The organism is Pseudomonas helleri (assembly GCF_009600315.1).
Taxonomy (GTDB): domain Bacteria; phylum Pseudomonadota; class Gammaproteobacteria; order Pseudomonadales; family Pseudomonadaceae; genus Aquipseudomonas; species Aquipseudomonas helleri_A.
In genome coordinates, this window is sequence record NZ_WIWC01000027.1 from 46,677 (window position 1) to 67,244 (window position 20,568).

General features: G+C 57.7%; 19 protein-coding genes and 1 tRNA gene. 8 read left to right on the top strand and 12 right to left on the bottom strand.

The annotated features are described in order from the left end of the window. Positions 1 to 12: 12 nt before the first annotated feature. A complete protein-coding gene (locus GHN86_RS15910; RefSeq protein ID WP_153380417.1) occupies positions 13 to 861 on the top strand; it encodes a CAP domain-containing protein in 849 nt (282 codons plus the stop codon). A gap of 100 nt (positions 862 to 961) precedes the next feature. On the opposite strand, the gene mqo is transcribed toward GHN86_RS15910, so the two are convergent. After that, positions 962 to 2,608 carry a malate dehydrogenase (quinone) gene (gene mqo, locus GHN86_RS15915; RefSeq protein ID WP_153386912.1) on the bottom strand — a complete coding sequence of 549 codons (1,647 nt, stop codon included), beginning with the start codon at positions 2,606 to 2,608 and terminating at the stop codon, positions 962 to 964. Positions 2,609 to 3,025: 417 nt separating this feature from the next. Here mqo and GHN86_RS15920 point away from each other — a divergent pair, with 417 nt between their 5' ends. Together GHN86_RS15920 and GHN86_RS15925 are read left to right on the top strand one after the other, a co-directional pair. Then, positions 3,026 to 3,385 carry a hypothetical protein gene (locus GHN86_RS15920; protein WP_153380421.1) on the top strand — a complete coding sequence of 120 codons (360 nt, stop codon included), beginning with the start codon at positions 3,026 to 3,028 and terminating at the stop codon, positions 3,383 to 3,385. Next, positions 3,386 to 3,568 (top strand): DUF1289 domain-containing protein, encoded by a 183-nt coding sequence (locus GHN86_RS15925; protein ID WP_122782303.1) that lies wholly within the window; start codon positions 3,386 to 3,388, stop codon positions 3,566 to 3,568. Here GHN86_RS15925 and yghX read toward each other — a convergent pair. Together yghX and GHN86_RS15935 are read right to left on the bottom strand one after the other, a co-directional pair. Further along, entirely contained in the window at positions 3,565 to 4,449 is an 885-nt protein-coding gene (yghX, locus tag GHN86_RS15930) for a YghX family hydrolase (protein WP_153380423.1), read from the bottom strand. The two genes, GHN86_RS15925 and yghX, sit on opposite strands and share 4 nt — an antisense overlap. A 64-nt stretch (positions 4,450 to 4,513) precedes the next feature. After that, complete coding sequence (locus GHN86_RS15935; protein ID WP_153380425.1) at positions 4,514 to 6,706, bottom strand: response regulator; 2,193 nt, start codon at positions 6,704 to 6,706, stop codon at positions 4,514 to 4,516. A gap of 190 nt (positions 6,707 to 6,896) precedes the next feature. Between GHN86_RS15935 and GHN86_RS15940 the strand changes: the two genes are divergently transcribed. Then, entirely contained in the window at positions 6,897 to 7,364 is a 468-nt protein-coding gene (locus GHN86_RS15940; RefSeq protein ID WP_153380427.1) for an FAD/FMN-containing dehydrogenase, read from the top strand. 17 nt (positions 7,365 to 7,381) lie between these two features. On the opposite strand, the gene GHN86_RS15945 is transcribed toward GHN86_RS15940, so the two are convergent. The 3 genes from GHN86_RS15945 to GHN86_RS15955 form a co-directional block, all read right to left on the bottom strand. Then, complete coding sequence (locus GHN86_RS15945; protein WP_153380429.1) at positions 7,382 to 8,071, bottom strand: HAD-IA family hydrolase; 690 nt, start codon at positions 8,069 to 8,071, stop codon at positions 7,382 to 7,384. Between the two features lie 179 nt (positions 8,072 to 8,250). Further along, positions 8,251 to 8,326 (bottom strand) — tRNA-Asn (locus GHN86_RS15950). A gap of 65 nt (positions 8,327 to 8,391) precedes the next feature. Then, positions 8,392 to 9,588, bottom strand: a complete 1,197-nt coding sequence (locus GHN86_RS15955) for an amino acid aminotransferase (protein WP_153380431.1) — start codon at positions 9,586 to 9,588, stop codon at positions 8,392 to 8,394. A 335-nt stretch (positions 9,589 to 9,923) separates the two neighbouring features. Between GHN86_RS15955 and uvrB the strand changes: the two genes are divergently transcribed. Together uvrB and GHN86_RS15965 are read left to right on the top strand one after the other, a co-directional pair. Then, on the top strand, positions 9,924 to 11,939 hold the full coding sequence (gene uvrB / locus GHN86_RS15960; RefSeq protein ID WP_122782298.1) for an excinuclease ABC subunit UvrB: 2,016 nt from the start codon (positions 9,924 to 9,926) through the stop codon (positions 11,937 to 11,939). A 199-nt stretch (positions 11,940 to 12,138) separates the two neighbouring features. Further along, positions 12,139 to 13,290 carry an MFS transporter gene (locus GHN86_RS15965; protein WP_153386914.1) on the top strand — a complete coding sequence of 384 codons (1,152 nt, stop codon included), beginning with the start codon at positions 12,139 to 12,141 and terminating at the stop codon, positions 13,288 to 13,290. Positions 13,291 to 13,715: 425 nt separating this feature from the next. Here GHN86_RS15965 and GHN86_RS15970 read toward each other — a convergent pair whose 3' ends face one another. The 4 genes from GHN86_RS15970 to GHN86_RS15985 all read right to left on the bottom strand — a co-directional run bounded on the left by GHN86_RS15970 (position 13,716) and on the right by GHN86_RS15985 (position 18,290). Continuing rightward, complete coding sequence (locus GHN86_RS15970; protein WP_153380435.1) at positions 13,716 to 14,489, bottom strand: enoyl-CoA hydratase; 774 nt, start codon at positions 14,487 to 14,489, stop codon at positions 13,716 to 13,718. A 136-nt stretch (positions 14,490 to 14,625) separates the two neighbouring features. Continuing rightward, positions 14,626 to 15,816 (bottom strand): acetyl-CoA C-acyltransferase, encoded by a 1,191-nt coding sequence (locus tag GHN86_RS15975; RefSeq protein ID WP_153380437.1) that lies wholly within the window; start codon positions 15,814 to 15,816, stop codon positions 14,626 to 14,628. Positions 15,817 to 15,826: 10 nt separating this feature from the next. Further along, positions 15,827 to 16,594, bottom strand: coding sequence for an SDR family NAD(P)-dependent oxidoreductase (locus GHN86_RS15980; RefSeq protein ID WP_153386916.1), 768 nt, complete (start codon positions 16,592 to 16,594; stop codon positions 15,827 to 15,829). Between the two features lie 31 nt (positions 16,595 to 16,625). Beyond that, a complete protein-coding gene (locus GHN86_RS15985) occupies positions 16,626 to 18,290 on the bottom strand; it encodes an AMP-binding protein (RefSeq protein WP_153380441.1) in 1,665 nt (554 codons plus the stop codon). 237 nt (positions 18,291 to 18,527) lie between these two features. Between GHN86_RS15985 and GHN86_RS15990 the strand changes: the two genes are divergently transcribed. Both GHN86_RS15990 and GHN86_RS15995 read left to right on the top strand, forming a co-directional pair. Further along, the gene (locus GHN86_RS15990; RefSeq protein ID WP_153380443.1) at positions 18,528 to 18,674 is read left to right on the top strand and encodes a hypothetical protein; all 147 of its coding nucleotides are present in this window, start codon (positions 18,528 to 18,530) and stop codon (positions 18,672 to 18,674) included. Between the two features lie 229 nt (positions 18,675 to 18,903). After that, positions 18,904 to 19,233, top strand: coding sequence for a hypothetical protein (locus GHN86_RS15995; RefSeq protein WP_153380445.1), 330 nt, complete (start codon positions 18,904 to 18,906; stop codon positions 19,231 to 19,233). A gap of 47 nt (positions 19,234 to 19,280) precedes the next feature. On the opposite strand, the gene GHN86_RS16000 is transcribed toward GHN86_RS15995, so the two are convergent. Further along, complete coding sequence (locus GHN86_RS16000; RefSeq protein ID WP_153380447.1) at positions 19,281 to 19,754, bottom strand: hypothetical protein; 474 nt, start codon at positions 19,752 to 19,754, stop codon at positions 19,281 to 19,283. 130 nt (positions 19,755 to 19,884) lie between these two features. Then, a partial coding sequence (locus GHN86_RS16005) for an electron transfer flavoprotein subunit alpha/FixB family protein (protein ID WP_153386918.1) occupies positions 19,885 to 20,568 on the bottom strand: 684 nt, incomplete at its 5' end.

Here is a 20,568-nt window from a genome sequence, read left to right on the forward strand (position 1 = left end):
AAGGACTTTTTTATGCGTTATACCCCCCTGACTCGTCTTGGCGTTTTGACCCTGATGCTGGCGTTTGGCGCTCCGGCGCTGGCCAGTGAAGAATCGCAGCTCATCTCATCGATCAACGCCTGGCGCAGCCAGAGCCAACCGTGTGACGGCCAGTCTTCGCAAGAACTGCCGCCACTGACGGCGGATACACGCCTGATATTGCCCGTCACAGGCTTTGGTAATTTGCAGGACGCCCTCAAACAAGCCGCCTATCCGATGGTCAGTGTGCAGGCCATTAGCCTGTCCGGCCCCCGCGATGCGCAAGCGGCCATGAAGGCTGTTCAGGAAAGCTTCTGCCGCGTCGTGCTGGACCCGCAGTTTGTCGACATTGGCATCAGCCACGACCAACGAGACTGGCGCATCGTGCTGGCTCGCCCTCTGCTCGCCCACGGTTTAGGCGACGCACAGGTTGAGGGCCAGAAAGTGCTGGAGCAGATCAACAGCGCCCGCAATCAGCCCCGTCAATGTGGCAATCAAGCCTTTGCTGCCACGGCGCCATTAACCTGGAACGCTACATTGGCAACCGCCGCCGAGACGCACTCACGGGATATGGCCAATAACAATTACTTCGATCACAAAGACCGTGACAATCACACGCCGGGCGATCGCGCCGAACTGGCTGGCTACAGTGGCCAACAGATCGGTGAGAACATCGCCGCCGGTCAAGACACCGCACGCAAGGTCGTCGATGGCTGGCTGGCCAGCCCCGGTCATTGCGCCAATGTGATGAACCCACAGTTTCGCGAGCTGGGCGCGGCCTATGCGCTGGACCCAAAAAGTGACGCAGGGATTTACTGGACGGCCTTGTTCGGCACCCAGTGAGTCATGGTGAGATAGTGCGAGGGAGATAGTGCGAAGGCGTTAAAGCGAGGACATACGATACAAGCAGCCCCACCCGACAGCGTCGGGCGGGGCTGTTTTATTACAGCGCCATGTCGGCCGCTGGATTGCTTGGTGCAGGCGCGGCCTGCTCAGCAGGTGCTTCTTGGGCAGCCGTTGCAGCCGGGATAACCGGCGGCGGAGTCAGTTGCAGAACCTCGGCGGTGTACGCCCACTCCTGCGCAACACGCTCAGGCGAACCGTTCAGCTTGGTGCCGTAGCTCGGCACGATCTGGTGCAGCTTGGCTTGCCACTCAGGCGTCGCAACCTTGTCCTTGAACACGGTTTCGAGCACGGTCAGCATGATCGGTGCAGCAGTCGATGCACCTGGCGATGCGCCCAACAGACCGGCAATGCTGCCGTCCTTGGCGCTGACGATTTCGGTGCCCAGCTTCAGCACGCCGCCCTTCTCTTCGTCACGCTTGATGATCTGTACACGCTGACCGGCTTGCCACAGGCGCCAGTCTTCAGTCTTGGCGTTCGGGAAGTACTCTTTCAGTGCATTGAAACGGTCTTCATCCGACAGCATCAACTGACCGGCCAGGTATTCAACCAGCGGGTATTGTTCGATACCGACTTTGGTCATTGGCCAAATGTTGTGAGTCGTGGTGCTGGTCAGCAGGTCGAAGTACGAACCTTGTTTCAGGAACTTGGTCGAGAACGTTGCGAACGGGCCAAACAGGATCACGCGCTTGCCATCCAGCACGCGGGTGTCCAGGTGCGGAACCGACATCGGCGGCGCGCCAACCGAAGCTTTACCGTAAGCCTTGGCCAAATGCTGCTCGGCAATGGTCGGGTTATCGGTCACCAGGAACGAGCCGCCGACCGGGAAGCCCGCGTATTCCTTGGCTTCAGCAATGCCGGACTTTTGCAGCAAGTGCAATGCACCACCGCCCGCGCCGATAAATACAAACTTGGCGTCAGTGGCGGTTTCAGTGCCGTCTTTCAGGTTTTTGTACACCACATGCCACGTGCCGTCTTCGTTGCGCTTGATGTCTTGGACTTCACTCGACAACTTCAGCGAGAAGTTAGGCTGGGCTTGCAGGTGAGCAGCAAACTGGCGGGTGATCTCGCCGAAGTTCACGTCGGTGCCGATCGGCGACCAGGTGGCCGCGACTTTCTGGTTCGGGTCACGCCCTTCCATCATCAGCGGCACCCACTTCTTGATCTGAACCGGGTCTTCGGAGTACTGCATGCCTGCGAACAACGGGCTGGCTTGCAGGGCCTCGTAACGCTTCTTGAGGAACTTGATGTTGTCATCGCCCCACACAAAGCTCATGTGCGGCGTGGAGTTGATGAACGAGCGCGGGTTTTTCAGCACGCCGTTCTTGACCTGCCAGGACCAGAACTGACGGGAAATCTGAAAGGCCTCATTGATTTCAATGGCCTTGGGGATTTCAACATTGCCGTTCTTGTCTTCCGGGGTGTAGTTCAGCTCGGCCAGTGCCGAGTGACCCGTACCCGCGTTGTTCCAGCCATTGGAGCTTTCCAGGGCAACGCCGTCGAGACGTTCAATCATCTCCATGGACAGACCCGGTTCCAGCTCATTGAGCCAGACCCCAAGGGTGGAACTCATGATGCCACCGCCGATCAGCAAGACATCAACGTGTTTGGTTTCAGCCGCGTGCACAGAGCTAAGCCCCATGCTAAGTGCCAAGCCCAGTAGCCCCTTGTTCATTTTTTTTAACATGTTGTCGTACCTAAGATAAAACGCCATCTGCCCGATACCCTGGGCAGACCTAAGAGGCCCCTGAACACTCCGGGCCTCACTTATATGTACCTTGGGCGCTGATCTCTTATTGGTTTTGGCTTCAGCTACTTGGGTGACATTTATGCTGTGTTCATGCGGCATCATTGCCCTGCGGCCAGCGTTGAGCTCCTTGCGAAGAGCTTGCGCAGACGTGAAAATCGGCGCTGACCCGCTCAAGGCCGCGACATATTACCTCAGGTGGCACTTTGGACGAAAACGCAATTACACCAAGGTCGTGACTCACAGCGGGCAACGCGTATAGCCGCAGCCTTCGTGCCTCGACGGCGGCTACAGGGATTTGCGTCGAGCATATGGGTATAATCGCGGCTTTGCCCCACCCGCCAACAGGATTCACCCATGTCTTTAAGCACCCGTAATCAGGCTCAGATTGAACGACGCCTGGTTAAATCCCTGACCGAAGCTTGCGAAAAGGCCAAAGGGCAAATTAACGGTTTTGTGTGGCTGACCCACGTGGTCGACTACGCCGCCTTCCCTGCCAGCCTCAAAATCGTATGGGTGTTCGACACTCAGGTCAGCAAAGACTTCGCCCTGGCGGACGGGGAAGCCAGTTACATGGCCGAACTGACTGAAAAGGCACTGAAGAACGCGCAAATCAACGTGCGTAAAGCCGCCGCCCACGTGTACTTCGATTCCGAAGAAGAATGCCAGCGGGCCTGTGGTGGCGACTGGCCAAAACGTTTGTCGCACAAACGCTAAATGGCCAAGGATATTGAAAACCCGTGCATCGCCGTGTGCCAGCTAAGCGGTGACCTGTGCATCAGTTGCGGACGCAACAAAGAAGACATCCGCAAATGGAAGCGCATGAAGCGGCCCGAAAAAATGGCCGCCGTGCAACGCGCGACGGCTCGTCTTAAAAGCCTTCAGAAGAAGAACGCTTAAGACAGGTACTTGGCAAACCAGCTCAGCGTCCTGTCCCAGGCCAGCGTGGCCGCTGCCTCGTCATAGCGCGGCGTGGAATCGTTATGAAAGCCATGATTCACGCCAGGGTAAATATAGCCCTGGTACGTGACTTTATTGGCTTTCAAGGCTTGCTCATAGGCCGGCCAACCTTCATTGATGCGCGTATCCAACTCGGCCAGATGCACCATGACGGGCGCTTTGATACGACTCACATCACTAGCGTCGGGTTGGCGTCCGTAAAATGAAACGGCCGCGCCCAGTTCGGGATAAGCCACCGCCGCTGCATTCGCCACTGCGCCGCCATAACAAAAACCGGTAATCCCGACCTTTCCGGTGCTGGCCTCGTGCTGCATTGACCATTCGATGGCCGCAAAAAAATCGTTCATCAGCTTTTGCGGGTCGACGGTTTTTTGCAAGGCTACACCGGCCTCATCATTGCCCGGATACCCCCCCACGGACGACAGGCCATCAGGGGCCAGGGCCATATAGCCCTGCTTGGCCAAACGCCGCGCAACGTCTTCGATATAGGGATTAAGGCCGCGGTTTTCATGCACCACCACAACCGCCGGCACCTTACCCTTGGCGTTCGCCGGCCGAGCAAGATAACCGCGAACCTGACCATGCCCCTTGGGCGAAGGATAGGTGATGTACTCGGCCACTATAGCCGGATCGGTGGGGGCAACTTGCTCAGCCAGCGCATAGTTGGGGCTCAGCGCACCGAGCACTGACAAGGCGCTGACCCCGGCCGTGAACACCGCTGCCCGGTCAAGGAATTCGCGGCGGCTGATGCGTCCGTGGGCGTAATAGTCGTAAAGCTCCAGCAATTGTGGGGCAAAGTCTTTCGCAGTTAGACGTGGCATCAGGCAGATCCTCTGACAGCGGATGGTGCCTCTTGTATACCCGAAAAGGGCGTGCGCTGTCGTCTCAGCCTTTGCCCAACACGCGAGCCAATACCCGCGCCAGTTGATCCGCAGAATAGGGTTTAGCCAGAAACTCAAACGCAGAATAACCACCCTCAGCTAGTTCCTCACTGTAGCCAGAGGCCAGAATCACCGGCAGTTGAGCCCGGCGACGGCGCAACTCCCCGGCCAGCGCCACTCCCGTCATGCCCGGCATCACCACGTCAGAAAATACGGCATCAAACGCCAATGCCTTGGGCCCGATCATCACTAACGCCTCTTCGGCATTGGCAGCCCACGCGGTTTCATAACCCAGGTCCTGAAGGATTTGATTAGCAAAACCGCCCACTTCAAGGTTGTCCTCAACCACCAGCACCCGGTATCGGCCTGGAGCAGCGGCCAGCACCACCTCTTCATGTTCATTGGGAAGGGTTGGAATGATCGCCTCAACCTCGACTTCCGGCAGGTACAAGGTGAAGACCGACCCTTGCTCCAACACACTCGATACCTCGACATTGCCACCCGACTGTTTGGCAAATCCGAATACTTGGGACAAGCCCAGCCCGGTGCCTCTCCCCACTTCCTTGGTGGTAAAAAAGGGCTCAAAGATATGCTCAAGGGTCCGCGCCGAAATACCTGTTCCGGTGTCACGCAATGACACCGCTATAAATGGTCCGCTGGAGCCAGCATGACCACGGACAGGCGGCAGCTCAAGCCCCTGCTCAAGGCGCAAGACCAGTTGACCATGACCCTCCATCGCGTCCCGGGCGTTAAGGGCGATGTTGACCAGTGCCGTTTCAAACTGACTGGAGTCCGCCTTGATATAACAGGGCTGGTCGGGCAGCTCGACGTTGACGTGTATGCGCGCGCCGGTCAGCGCATCAAGCATTTCGCCGATGGAGCGGATACGCTCCCCCACATTGAAGACTTGCGGGTTCAAGGGCTGGCGCCGTGAAAACGCCAACAGTTGGCTGGTCAGCTTGCTGGCTCGATCCACCGTATCCGACACCGCATTCATGTAGCGCGTCTGCCGAGCAGCGGACAAGTTGGGCATACGCAGAAAGTCCACTGACGCCCGAATAATGGTCAGCAGGTTGTTGAAGTCGTGAGCCACGCCGCCCGTGAGTTGGCCGATGGCTTCGAGCTTTTGCGACTGGCGCAGCGCGGCCTCTGTATGCAACAAACGCGCACTGCGCTCTTCAACCCGTTGCTCCAGCGTGGTATTGAGCAGCTCCAGCTCAGCCAGCCCTTCGCGCACCGCAGAATCGGCACGCGCCCTTTCGATATGCGCCCAGGACAACTCGGTGACTTCGCTGAGCAACCCCAACTCAAAGGTCGTCCACACCCGCGGCGCCTGATCATGAACAGCCATCAAGGCGGTCAGACGCCCGCCTTTGATCAGTGGCAGGCAAATCGTGGCGGCAACGCCTATCGCTTCGAAACTGGCAGCAGCCTGCGGCATGAGATCCTTTGCCCGGTCATTGATGACCAAGGGCTGGCCCGCACGCAACCGGCTGACCGCCAGCTCACCAAAATCGCGCAAATGGTAGGGGCCGACGATGCTGGCCGCTCCCGCGACGGTCCAGTTGTCACGGATGTAAAACGCATCTTCATCGGCTTCCATATCGGCGTAGGCGCAATGCGTCACCTTCAAGTATTCGGCCGCCAAACGCATGGTGACGGCCAGAATTTCTTCAGGCTCAGTGAGGTTAACAACCGCACTGGCAATCGCATCCAGTACCGCCAGACGTTGACCCAACAGCACCGTAGTGGTGGTTTCAGTGACCGTATCCAACATGCCCACGACATTACCGCTGGAATCACGGATCGGGCTGTAGCAAAAGGTGAAATACGCAGGCTCAGGCGTCTGAGTGCGCTGAATGATCAGCGGGAAATTCTCGATATAGGTGGCATGCCCGGCAAAGGCTGCATCGGCGATGGGCTTTACTTCGTCCCATACCTCATGCCAAACGTCACTGAAAGGCCGTCCAAGCGCTTCAGGCTTATCTCCCAGAATGGGCAAGAAACCATCGTTATAAATGGTGATGAGTTCGGGGCCCCACACAATCGACTTGGGAAAGTGCGAGTCCAGCATCAATAAAACCGTGGTTTTCAACACGTCCGGCCACGCGTGTAAAGGCCCGAGCGAAGTACTGGCCCAATCATGGCTTCTGATTTTGTCAGCCATCAAACCTTCAGACCGCAGCCAATTGGCCATTTCACACGTACCTTGTTTGTCACAATTTGTTGAAAAGGCAGAATCGATGATAGAGCAGACCGCAACACTCTGCTAAAACCCCAGCCTGCGATCCGACTGCTATTACCTGCAAACGTTCGACGGCAAGGCTGTTAAGCCCCGCAAGCCCACAGCGGACATCCCCGCCCCCTGACCGAGAAGACCTTTAACGATGAAAATTGCCATAGTATTGCTATTAAGCCTGTTCACCCTGACGGTTCAAGCGGCCACTATCGGCGAACGCTTGGCCCCCTGGACGCTCAGCGACCAGCACGATAAACCCTACACACTGGATAACCAAACCCGCGTTCTGCTGGTGGCGCGCAACATGGACGGCTCCAAACTGGTCAAGGCTGCGTTGCAGGATCAACCTAAAGATTACCTGGAGTCTCGTCACGTTGTATTTCTGGCAGACATTCAACGCATGCCTTCACTGATCGGCAAACTCATCGCCATCCCGGCCATGCGTGATTACAACTACCGCGTTGTACTCGACCGTGACGGCAAGATTGCTGCCCAATACCCCGGTGCCGAAGACAAGGTGCTGTGGATGCAGCTCGATAACGGGGTGGTCACCGCGCAAAAAGAATATGCCAGCGCTGACGAGTTGCGTGCAGCACTGGCCAGCCTCCCTCGGTAAATATCGGTCGTCGCTGCTCAGCGCAGCGGCGGCAAACCGTAGGCCGCCAGATCGAAGTCCGCCAGCTTGCGGATAATCTGATCTGCGTGATGGTACTTACTGTCCGCCATGGCTTCATCCGGCACCGCGATCGCCGTCATATTTGCTGCCTTGGCGGCGGTCACACCGAAGGGCGAGTCCTCAAACACCAAACAGTCTTCGGGCGCCACATCAAGGCGTCGGGCTGCGGTCAGAAAAATATCCGGCGCAGGCTTCGCCGCCCCTACTTCGGGGTCGTCCGCCGTGACAATGGCGTCAAACAAGTCGAACCATTCGCCGTGCAGCGTGGTTTTCTGCTCAAAGGAATGAGCCGATGAACTGGTGCCGACGGCAATCGGGATGTGATGCGCTTTCAAATGCCGCACCAGGGCTTCAGCCCCCGGCATCGACTGCGCCATGGGAAAGCGCGCTTTGAGCAAAGGTTCACGCACCGTCAGGAACTCTTGCGCGGTGATCGGCAGCTCCAGCGCCTTGACCAGAAACTCGGCCAGATCCAGCGCGCCGCGCCCGATAATGTGCTGTTTGACACCCCAGTCGTACGTGCGGCCATAACGATCCGCGATCATCTGCGTCACCTCGGTGTAAATCCCCTCGGTGTCCAGCAGCAACCCGTCCATATCAAAAATCACCGCCTTGATCGGGCGAACAACGGTACGCGCAGGATTCATCACAACAGATCCATTGAGGTCGCTCAGCCATGGCCAGCGACGTAGATGACAAAAAAGGATTCAGCACAATAACGGCCCGGCCCTTTCAAGAGCAAGGCGTAGCGCGTGATGATCGATGCCGTAGCACTCAAATCGCGGACAAAAAAAAGCCGCTATTGCTAGCGGCTTTTTTTAACGTCTGGCTCCACGACCTGGACTCGAACCAGGGACCCAATGATTAACAGTCATTTGCTCTACCAACTGAGCTATCGCGGAATGGCGTCTATCTTACTGATCTAAAAAGAGAAGTCAACACTGCGGATGACTTCTCTTTGCAGTATTCAGATCACCTGAACAATGGCGTCAGTCACGGCGTCAATGTTGCGCTGATTCAAGGACGCCACGCAGATGCGACCGGTGTCCAGCGCGTAAATACCGAACTCGGTGCGCAGGCGCGCCACTTGCTCAACGGTTAAGCCCGAGTACGAGAACATGCCGCGCTGACGGGCAACAAAGCTGAAATCATGCCCGGGCGCTTTTTTGGCCAACAGCTCAACCATTTGCAAACGCATGCCGCGAATACGCAGGCGCATTTCAGCCAGTTCGGCTTCCCACTGCGCGCGCAACTCAGGGCTGTTGAGCACGGCCGCAACGATGCTTGCACCGTGGGTCGGCGGGTTGGAGTAGTTGGTGCGGATGACACGTTTGACCTGGGACAGAACGCGCGCGCTCTCTTCCTTTGACTCGGTGATGATCGACAGCGCGCCAACCCGCTCGCCGTACAGCGAGAACGATTTGGAGAACGAGCTGGAGACAAAGAAGCTCAGGCCCGACTCGGCGAACAGGCGCACTGCCGCAGCGTCTTCATCAATACCGTCGCCAAAGCCTTGATAGGCCATGTCGAGGAACGGCACCAGGCCTTTGGCCTTGACCACGTCCAGCACGTTCTGCCAGTCGGCCGGGGTCAGGTCAACGCCGGTCGGGTTGTGGCAGCAGGCGTGCAACACCACGATGGAACCGGCTGGCAAGGCATTGAGGTCTTCCAGCATGCCCGCACGGTTGACGTCATGGCTGGCCGCATCGTAGTAACGGTAGTTTTGGACCGCAAAGCCCGCCGTTTCAAACAGGGCCCGGTGGTTTTCCCAGCTTGGGTCGCTGATGGCAACCACAGCGTCAGGCTGCAATTGCTTGAGGAAGTCGGCACCGATTTTCAGCGCGCCCGTTCCGCCAACGGCTTGCGTGGTAATGACCCGGCCAGCCGCCAGCAGTGGCGATTGCGCACCAAACAGTAAGGTCTGAACAGCTTGGTCATAGGCAGCAATGCCATCGATGGGCAGGTAGCCACGCGAGGCATGCTGAGCAACCCGGATCGTTTCGGCTTCGACAACGGCACGCAAGAGTGGAATTCGTCCCTCCTCGTTGCAATAAACACCGACCCCCAGATTGACTTTGCTGGTACGCGTATCGGCGTTAAATGCTTCGTTGAGGCCCAGGATAGGATCGCGTGGTGCCATTTCGACAGCGGAGAACAGGCTCATTATTACGGCGGCTCTGAATGGAGTATGGAGGGGGTGACAACGCTCCAGCCGATTGCACTAGAGCGGTGCACAAACGGGGAGCAAGTATAAGGCCGATCACGAATCGGGCAACAGGCGATTGTCGGTATTTACCCAAGTATTTCAATTTATTGACAGGCCACTGGTCTAATTGCATTCCTCGTCCAACCTGCCGTGTCAGACGCTTGCCTTGAAACAATCAGGCATTGGCTCCATATAAAGCCGTATCCTGTTTTTTCCTGCGGCGTGCGTCGTATGCAGTCTTTCGCGTTTCTCTGCGGTCAATGTGTGTAGAGAGGCGAACCCAGAGGTCAGATATGTCCGATTTTCAGCTCGTTACCCGCTTTGAGCCCGCAGGCGATCAGCCCGAAGCCATCCGTCAATTGATCGAGGGCATTGAAGCCGGTCTGTCGCACCAGACCCTGCTCGGTGTAACGGGCTCGGGCAAGACCTTCAGCATCGCCAACGTGATTGCCCATGTGAACCGGCCCACCCTGGTGCTGGCGCCGAACAAGACGCTGGCCGCTCAGCTGTATGGCGAGTTCAAGGCGTTTTTCCCGAACAATGCGGTGGAGTACTTCGTCTCGTACTACGACTACTACCAGCCCGAAGCCTATGTGCCCTCCTCCGATACCTTTATCGAGAAAGATGCGTCGATCAACGACCATATCGAGCAGATGCGCCTGTCCGCGACCAAGGCATTGCTGGAGCGCAAAGACGCCATCATCGTCACCACGGTGTCGTGCATTTACGGCTTGGGCAGCCCGGAAACCTATTTGAAAATGGTCTTGCACGTGGATCGCGGCGACAAGCTCGACCAGCGCGAACTGCTGCGCCGTCTAGCCGACCTGCAATACACCCGCAACGACATGGATTTTGCCCGCGCCACCTTCCGCGTGCGCGGCGACGTGATCGACATCTACCCGGCCGAATCCGACCTGGAAGCTGTGCGCATCGAGCTGTTCGATGATGAAGTCGAAAGCATCAGCGCCTTTGATCCGCTGACCGGCGAAGTCATCCGCAAAATGCCACGATTTACCTTCTACCCGAAAAGCCACTATGTGACACCGCGCGAGACCTTGCTCGATGCAGTCGAAGGCATCAAGCAAGAACTCCAGGAGCGCCTTGAATACCTGCGCGCCAACAACAAACTGGTGGAAGCTCAGCGTTTGGAACAGCGCACCCGTTTCGATCTGGAAATGATCATGGAACTGGGTTATTGCAACGGTATTGAAAACTACTCGCGCTACCTCTCGGGTCGTGAATCCGGCGCGCCGCCGCCTACCCTGTTCGATTACCTGCCAGCTGATGCGCTGTTGGTGATTGATGAATCCCACGTCAGCGTGCCGCAAGTCGGCGCCATGTATAAAGGCGACCGCTCGCGCAAGGAAACCCTGGTGGAGTACGGCTTCCGCCTGCCGTCCGCGCTGGACAACCGGCCCATGCGCTTTGATGAATGGGAGCGCATCAGCCCGCAAACCATTTTCGTCTCGGCGACACCGGGCAACTATGAGGCCGAACATTCGGGCCGCGTGGTCGAGCAAGTGGTGCGCCCTACTGGTCTGGTGGACCCACAAATTGAAATCCGCCCGGCGTTGACGCAGGTGGATGATTTGCTCTCCGAGATTGCCAAGCGTGTGGCATTGGAAGAACGCGTGCTGGTCACGACGCTCACCAAGCGCATGTCCGAAGACCTTACCGACTACCTGGCCGACCACGGTGTGCGCGTGCGCTATTTGCACTCGGACATCGACACGGTGGAGCGCGTCGAGATCATCCGCGACCTGCGTCTGGGCGTCTTTGACGTGCTGGTGGGGATCAACTTGCTGCGTGAAGGTCTGGACATGCCCGAGGTGTCACTGGTGGCGATTCTGGATGCCGACAAAGAAGGCTTCCTGCGCTCGGAGCGTTCATTGATCCAGACCATTGGTCGTGCCGCGCGAAACTTGAACGGCCGGGCAATTCTGTATGCCGACCGTATAACCGGCTCGATGGAACGCGCCATTGGCGAGACTGAGCGTCGTCGCGAGAAACAGATAGCCTTCAACCTGGCCAACGGCATCACGCCTAAAGGTGTGTTCAAGGACGTCGCGGACATCATGGAAGGCGCGGTGGTACCGGGATCGCGCAGCAAAAAACGCAAAGGCATGGCCAAGGCCGCCGAGGAAAGCGCCAAGTACGAAAATGAATTGCGCTCGCCCAGTGAGATCAGCAAGCGCATTCGCCAACTGGAAGAAAAAATGTACGCGTTGGCTCGGGATCTTGAATTTGAGGCAGCCGCACAAATGCGTGATGAAATCGGCAAACTCAGGGAGCGCTTGTTGCAGGTCTGACCTGGGGCAGATCGTCCCGTAGCCGCTGACGAGGAACGAAGGCTGCGATCGGCGGCGCAGCCGTCGTAAAACCATTCAATCCGGCACAGCTGATAAAACGTCAGTGTCCGGCTTACGATCGCTTCGCGACCGATCGCAGCCTCGCGCTGCTCGTCAGCGACTACACGGCTTTTGCACACCTATATCGACAAGGAAGCCCATGACCGCCATGAACACCCAGACGCCCTTTGTACCTGGGCGTCTCGAACAGATGTCCACCCGTATTGCCTTTTTCATCGCCGGTTTTGGCATTGCGGCCTGGGCACCGCTGGTGCCTTACGCCAAGGCCCGGGCCGGGCTGGATGACGCCACGCTGGGACTCTTGCTGCTGTGCCTGGGTGCCGGTTCGATTCTGGCCATGCCCATTTCCGGCGTGCTCGCGACGCGTTACGGTTGTCGCCGCGTATTCAGCGCAGGCACGCTCCTGATTTGTCTGGCCCTGCCGTTACTGGCCACTGTCAGCTCAGTCCCCTTCTTAATCGCAACCCTGTTTTTATTCGGTGCCGGTCTTGGCGCGGTTGACTCAACCGTCAACCTGCAAGCGGTCATCGTCGAGCGCGCCAGCGGGCGCACGATGATGTCGGGTTTTCATGGGCTGTTCAGTGTGGGCGGCATCGCCGGGGCCGCCGGGGTCAGTGCCCTGCTGGCGTTAGGTTTGACGCCCCTGTGGGCGATCATGGTGGTGATTGTGCTGATCCTCGCTGCGCTGATCAAAGCGGCACCGCATCTGCTGCCCTACGGCAGTGAAAGCAACGGGCCTGCCTTCGCTGTTCCGCACGGGGTGGTGCTGTTCATCGGTTTGCTGTGTTTTGTGGTGTTTCTGGCAGAGGGATCGATGCTGGACTGGAGCGCCGTGTTTCTGACCGCCGACAAACAGATTGATGAGGCTTATGCAGGTTTGGGTTATGCCGCTTTCGCGCTGACCATGACCGTTGGACGGTTGTTGGGCGATACCATCGTCAGCCGTCTGGGGGCACGCCGGGTCATTGTGTTGGGCGGGTTGTTTGCCGCCGCCGGGCTGGTGCTGGCCACACTGGCTGCAAGCTGGCAGGTTGCGCTGGTCGGTTATGGGCTGGTAGGCATAGGGTGTTCCAACATCGTGCCGGTGCTGTACACCGCCGTGGGCAAACAAACCTTGATGCCTATGAGCATCGCCGTACCGGCCATTACGACATTGGGCTATGCGGGTATTCTGGCTGGGCCAGCGGCCATCGGCTTCATTGCCCATGCCAGCAGTTTGAGCACGGCCTTTTTGTTGATTGCCACACTGCTAGTGGCCGTCGCCATCAGCGGGCGGATTTTGCGGGTGTAACGCGCCCAGTGACCGCAGAGCTTGCCGCTGCGACTCGGTATTTTGGGTGTATATCCGTTACTGCGGTAACGGCCACTCAGGGTTGCGCCCTTACGGCGCGTCCCTTTTAGAAGGACCCAAAAGGAACCAAAAGGTCCCGGCCCCTCCACTCGGCGCCTCGCCGTGGCTCGGCATACCCGCACGCAGGCATTGCTCCGTGGGCACGCCGCGATCGGCCATCCATGGCCGTGTCGCGGCTAACCCGGCGTCCTGCCGGGTTACCCACTGCGCAATACCCGCCTGCGGCCAGCGTGGTTTAACGGGGCCCAAAGATCAAAAGCCAGATCAAAAATCCCCAATCGCGGCCACGATCCGTAGCAGTTGACGAGCTCCGCGAGGCTACGTCCGACTGCACAGCAGTCGCTAATCCTGCCTGTCGCGCACACTCACTGGTTTTTGAACTCAGCCTCACGCTTACCGACGAACGCGGCCATGCCTTCTTTCTGATCCTGGGTCGCAAACAGCGAATGGAACACCCGGCGCTCAAAACGAACGCCTTCAGACAAGCTGACTTCAAACGCACGGTTGACGCTTTCCTTGGTCAGCATCAACACCGGCAAGGATTTCTTGGCAATCAACGCTGCCACTTTCAGTGCCTCGTCCAGCAACTCATCAACCGGCACCACTCGCGCCACCAGACCAGAGCGCTCAGCCTCTTCAGCACCGATCAAACGTCCGCTCAAGCACATTTCCATCGCCTTGGCCTTGCCCACGGCACGGGTCAGACGCTGGGTGCCGCCCATGCCGGGCAGTACGCCAAGATTGATTTCAGGCTGACCAAATTTGGCGTTGTCACCGGCCAAAATGAAATCGCACATCATCGCCAACTCACAGCCGCCACCCAAGGCAAATCCGGCCACCGCAGCAATGATGGGCTTACGCCGGCTTGCCACGCGATCACTGTCTGAAAACAGGTCTTCCAAATAGATTTGCGGGTACGTCAGGTCCGCCATTTCCTTGATGTCGGCGCCCGCCGCAAAGGCTTTTTTGGAACCGGTGATGACGATACAACCAATCGAGCTATCGGCCTCCAGTTCATCCAGCGCGTGATTCACTTCACTGACCAACTGCGCATTGAGGGCGTTCAAGGCCTGCGGCCGGTTCAGGGTAATCAGGCCGACATGCCCGTGAATGTCCAACAAAATGCTTTCGTAGCTCATCGAAATCGTCCTCGATTCAAAGATTGCGCGAGGTGAACCTGCGCCGAATACCGTATAGATCCGCTCCAGCGAGCAGTCGCTCAACTAGCCATAACCGTCAAAGGTTTGCAACGTTCTGGCGCGAAGCCATAAGGACTTACAGACACTCCACGGCGATGGCCGTGGCCTCGCCGCCGCCAATGCAGATCGCGGCAACACCCCGTTTGAGCTTGTGTTTGCGCAGCGCCGAAATCAGCGTGACTAGAATTCGCGCGCCCGAGGCTCCAATGGGATGCCCCAACGCACAAGCCCCACCGTGGATGTTGACCTTGCTGTGAGGGATGTCCAGTTCGCTCATGGTGACCAGACTGACCACCGCAAACGCTTCGTTGATTTCAAACAGATCAACCTCGCTCAGGTTCCAGCCGGTCTTGCTCATCAAACGTTTGATTGCACCCACGGGGGCCGTCGGAAATAGTCCCGGCTCATCGGCAAAAGCCGCATGGCCGTGAATCACCGCCAAGGGTTGCAGGCCCAGCGTTTGCGCGTGTGAGCGGCGCATCAACAGCAACGCTGCGGCGCCATCGGAAATGGAACTGGAATTGGCGGCGGTCACCGTGCCGCCCTCGCGGAAAGCGGGTTTGAGGGTCGGAATTTTTGCAAGGTTGGCCTTTGGCGGTTGTTCGTCATCGATGATCTGGCGTGATTCCTTGCCGACAGTGACCGGCACCGGCACGATCTCATCGCTGAAACGCCCGTCCCTGATTGCCTGCTGGGCACGGGTCAGCGATGCCACGGCAAAGGCATCCTGGGCCTCACGTGAAAAACCATGGGCTTGAGCGCAATCTTCAGCAAAGGTGCCCATCAAGCGACCACGGTCATAGGCGTCTTCCAGACCGTCCAGAAACATATGGTCCAGCACCCGGCCATGGCCCATGCGGTAGCCACTGCGTGCGCGGTCGAGCAGATATGGCGCATTGGACATGCTTTCCATGCCCCCTGCGACCACCACCTCGACACTGCCTGCCAATAGCCGGTCATGGGCCAGAATGGTGGCCTCCATGCCCGAGCCACACATCTTGTTCAGCGTGGTGCAACGAGTGCCCTTATCCAGCCCTGCCCCCAAGGCTGCTTGCCGGGCAGGCGCCTGACCAAGACCGGCAGACAACACACAGCCGAACAACACTTCTTCAACCCCATCAAGCGCCACACCGGCGCGCTCAACCGCGGCACGAATTGCGACAGCGCCCAGTTGCGGGGCAGTCAGACCTTTCAACTCACCTTGAAAGCCGCCCATTGGCGTACGAGCAACGCTCACAATCACAATCGGGTCATTGCTGACAGTCATTGCTCACTCCTTATTTGGCCGCCATGCGCAAGGCACCGTCGAGACGGATCACCTCGCCATTGAGCATGCTGTTTTCAATAATATGGCGCACCAGCGAGGCATACTCGGCGGGCTTGCCCAAACGCGGAGGAAACGGCACGCCAGCGGCCAGAGACTCGCGCACTTCAGGGGTCATGCCCGCCATCATCGGCGTTTCAAAAATACCCGGAGCGATAGTCATGACTCGAATACCGTAGCGGGCCAGTTCTCGCGCCGCCGGTAATGTCAGGCTGGCAATGGCGCCCTTGGAGGCGGCATAGGCCGCCTGCCCTATCTGGCCATCAAACGCGGCAACAGACGCCGTGTTGATAATCACACCGCGCTCGCCTTCGGCGTCGGCCGGGGTTTCAGCCATCGCGGCAGCCGCCAGACGCAACATGTTGAAACTGCCGATCAGGTTAACGTTAATCACCTGACTGAAGCTGTCCAAGCCATGGGGGCCATTTTTGCCGAGGATCTTTTCGCCCCGCACAATCCCTGCGCAATTAATTAGCCCGTTAACCCCACCAAACTGCGCGACGCTCGCTGCTACTGCGGCGTGCGCCGCTTCACTTTGGCTAATGTCAGCCACCACACTGCTGGCCTGCACACCCAGAGTGCGCGCTTGCGCCGCTACGGCGTCGGCATTCATATCAACCAGCATCACCTTGGCACCGGCGTTCACCAGCATGTGAGCGGTGGCGGCCCCCAGCCCCGAAGCACCGCCAGTGACGATAAAAACCTTGTTTTCAATCTGCATGGAATGTCCTGAACTACGTCATTAAAAATTATCAGGCAATGTTTTTGGCGCTTGCGGCCATTTCAGCCTTGGCGATTTCCTGATTGCGCAAAATGAAACGCTGCAATTTGCCGCTCGGTGTTTTCGGCAATTCGCTGACAAATTCGATTTCTCGTGGATAGGCATGGGCCGCCAGTCGTTGGCGCACGTGCAAGCGCAAGGTTTCAGCCAACTGGGCGTCGCCAGGGTAGTGCGAACCGAGCACCACGAACGCTTTGACCAACTCGGTACGCTCGGCATCCGGCTTGCCCACCACAGCGGCTTCTATCACCGCCGGGTGCTCAAGCAAGGCGCTTTCTACATCGAAGGGGCCGACGCGATAACCGGACGTGGTAATCACATCATCGCTGCGCCCGACAAAGCTGATGCTGCCATCCGCATTCAGCTCCACGGTGTCACCGCTCAAGTAATAATTGCCGACGAAAGCCTTGGTTTTGAATCCCAGATAGCCATCAAACCAACACATCGGCGACTGGCTGCGATCAACGGCCAAAATACCCGGCTGACCGACCGGCAGTTCCTGATGGTTGTCATCGAGCACCACAATCCGGTGGCCCGGCGAGGCAAATCCTGCGGCCCCTCTGTGCACCGGGTGTGCAAGCCCGTGGTGATTACACAGCACCATGCCGACTTCGGTCTGGCCGTAGTGGTCATGAATGGTGACGTTGAGCTGCTCGGCAAACCAGCGGATCACTTCCGGGTTCAGCGGTTCGCCTGCGCTGCTGACCGCGCGCAGTTGACCTTTGATCTTGCTTGAGAACGCCTCCCCGGCAGCAATCAGCAGACGATAAGCCGTGGGTGAGCCGGTGAGGTTGGTGATGGCGTATTTTTTGATCACCCGGCAGGTACTTTCGACTGTGAACGGCCCGTCGTAAAACGTAATGGGGTGCCCCATCGACAACGGCCCGGTGATGCCGAAATAGATCCCGTAGGCCCAGCCCGGATCGGCCAGATTCCAGAACGCATCTTCGGGCCGCAAGTCCACCGCATCGCGGGTATAGCTCTGGAAAGCCACAATGGCTTTGAGGGGCACCAGCAGCGGTTTCGCAGGCCCGGTTGTGCCTGAAGTGAACATCAGCAGAAAAGGATCTTCGCCCGTCAACATCACGGGTTCGCAGACCGGGGAATAATTGTCCAGTTCGGCCCAAAAACTGAAATCCCCGCGCACCAGACCCTGCCCTTTAGCCCCCGCCACGGTGACGACAGGCGGACAGTCACTGACGTCGCTCAACTTGGACCGATTCGTCCCATCGGTGATCACCAGCGCCGCGCCAGAACTGTTCAGTCGGTGCTCAATGGCTTTAGGGCCAAAGGCGGTGAATAACGGCTGATAGATCGCACCAATGCGCCAGGCGGCCAACACTACAATCAACAACTCGACATTTCGCGGCAGTAAACCCGCTACCTTGTCGCCCTGCCCGACCCCTTGAGCCAGCAGAAAGTTGGCAAAACGGGCGCTTTTGTCCTGTAACTCCGTAAAGGAATACGTCGCGCTGCTGGCATCGCGGCCCTCCCAGAACAGCGCGATTCGGCCGGGCAAGGCATGGCGGTCGCAGCATTCAACACACGCATTGAGCGCGGTCAGTTGGCCATGGAGTGCATCCATGACCGTACGCGGGTACTCGAAGTCATTCATCGCGGTCAGATAGTCACGCATCAACAGAATCCCTCGGTCTTTGTTTTTAGGATGGGAGCCGTGAAACATCCCGCCGATAATCGCCTTGCAGGGCCATTGCCACAATGGTCAAACCGCGCAAGCTGGCTGACTGTTTTGGCCAATGAGGCGTGTTGCAGCGGATGACCGGAAGGCTGAAAAGAGACTGCCAAGTCACACATGTAGTGCCATGAAATAATCACTACATATGTCTTGACGACCCGATTACCGCGCCGCATTATGCAGACGTCTTCCCCACCGGAAGCGCTGGAAAGGGTTGTTGCAAGCATGCTCGACGAGCTGTCGGGCTGTTCCGGGATAGGTACTGCCCACAAGGCAGAATTGATGAAGCTGACCTGGCTTGATCGTCCACGTTTAGTGGCGTGAGGTGCTAGCGAAACGTCCTCAAGAAGCTTGTGGCTGATGCGTCATGTCACTCAGGCATCCTGGTTCACGCTGCTCTCCCTCGCTTTACGCTGTATATGTAGTGCCTTTTAAATCGGCTACATATTGACGAACTCAAGACCCGATCTGCTTTGGATTAACACTACGTAGCGCTGCACGTGCAGTTGCGCGAATCAATTAGACAGATCAACGCGTGGTCAAGGAGTTTGCTATGAACCTGAATAATCAACCGTCTGTTAATGCGCTGGCCAAACTGTTCGCCACCCGTAAAGACTCGCTCGACAATCACATTCTGTGGATCAACGAAACCGGTGATGTACATCTGGATCCGCTGCCCTGCGGTGAAGAAGAGACCCGATTCGAAGAACAACACCCGCAAATGCGTGCCCGTCTGAGAATGTATCGCCGTGGCCATGGCTACGTCGGCAAGAAGGCAGCCGCCGATAAAGAATACCTTGAGCGTGTATTGCAAACGCTGTCCCTGAGCTGGAAACAAGCTCAAACCGGGTCAACGCTGGTCAAGGTTAATAGCTACAGCTGATCCTGTAGTGACTCAAAGGCCCTGGATACCCTCCAGGGCCTTTTTCATTAGTGAGATGTGCTTGTTTTAATGCAGCTCTCGGTGCCCCGTCCACCGCCCTTGTAGCCGGGCAGGTAATACGATTTATGCAACGTGGTGATGTACTTGCCTGCACTGTCCTGATCGTGGGTGATCACAGCGATACCCGTGCCCTGATCCGTCGGTGCCTCCAGGCTGTCGTTGGCAAAGAACATCGACAACGACTGGCCTTGAGCAGCGGCATAACCGCTATAGGTCGCTTTTTCGCCGCCCAGATCCACAATCAGTTTGAACGTATAGGCGCCAAAGCTCTTCTCGAAATGGCTGGCCTTGTCATCAAGCGTAAACGTCAGGTCGCCGTTGAATGAACCGTCATGGCTGTCAAAGCCCGTGCATTTATAGTCACCGGCTATATGCAAAGGGTCCGGGACCGCCGCATTGGCAACGCCTGCCAGGGACAAGACAGTGGCAGCAGTGACAGTTTTTATATTTATTCCCGACATAACTCATTCTCTTAATAAGTGATTGGGTGCAACTGGGTTACACCCCCGGGAATGTACACATCACTTCAAGAAGGCACAGCACAGGCTACCAAAAGCATTGTTTCAAAAATCGTCTCCCCCTTGGACCGCATCAGACTGCACGCTCCAGCTCAGGCACCGCTTCAAACAAATCCGCAACCAGACCGTAATCGGCCACCTGGAAGATCGCTGCCTCTTCGTCCTTGTTGATCGCGACGATCACTTTGGAGTCTTTCATACCCGCCAAGTGTTGAATCGCGCCGGAGATACCGACCGCAATGTACAGCTGTGGCGCTACGATTTTTCCGGTTTGGCCAACCTGCATGTCATTGGCGACAAAGCCTGCGTCCACGGCCGCACGGGAAGCTCCCACCGCAGCGCCCATTTTGTCTGCCAATGCATAGAGGTATTTGAAGTTGTCACCGTTCTGCATACCACGACCACCGGACACGACGATGTTGGCGGCGGTCAGTTCAGGACGGTCCGATTTGACCAACGCCTCGCTCACAAACGACGAAGTCCCTGCATCGTGAACAGCGCTCACCGCTTCAACTGCGGCCGAGCCACCTTCTGCTGCAACCGGGTCGAAACCGGTAGCACGCACGGTGATCACTTTGACCGGTGCAGTGGACTGCACGGTCGCAATGGCGTTGCCGGCATAGATCGGGCGCGTGAAGGTATCAGCGCTGACCACCGAGTCGATCTCGGAGATCTGATCCACATCCAGCTGCGCAGCAACGCGCGGCAGGATGTTTTTGCCGTTGGACGTTGCGGCGGCCAGGATGTGGGTGTAACC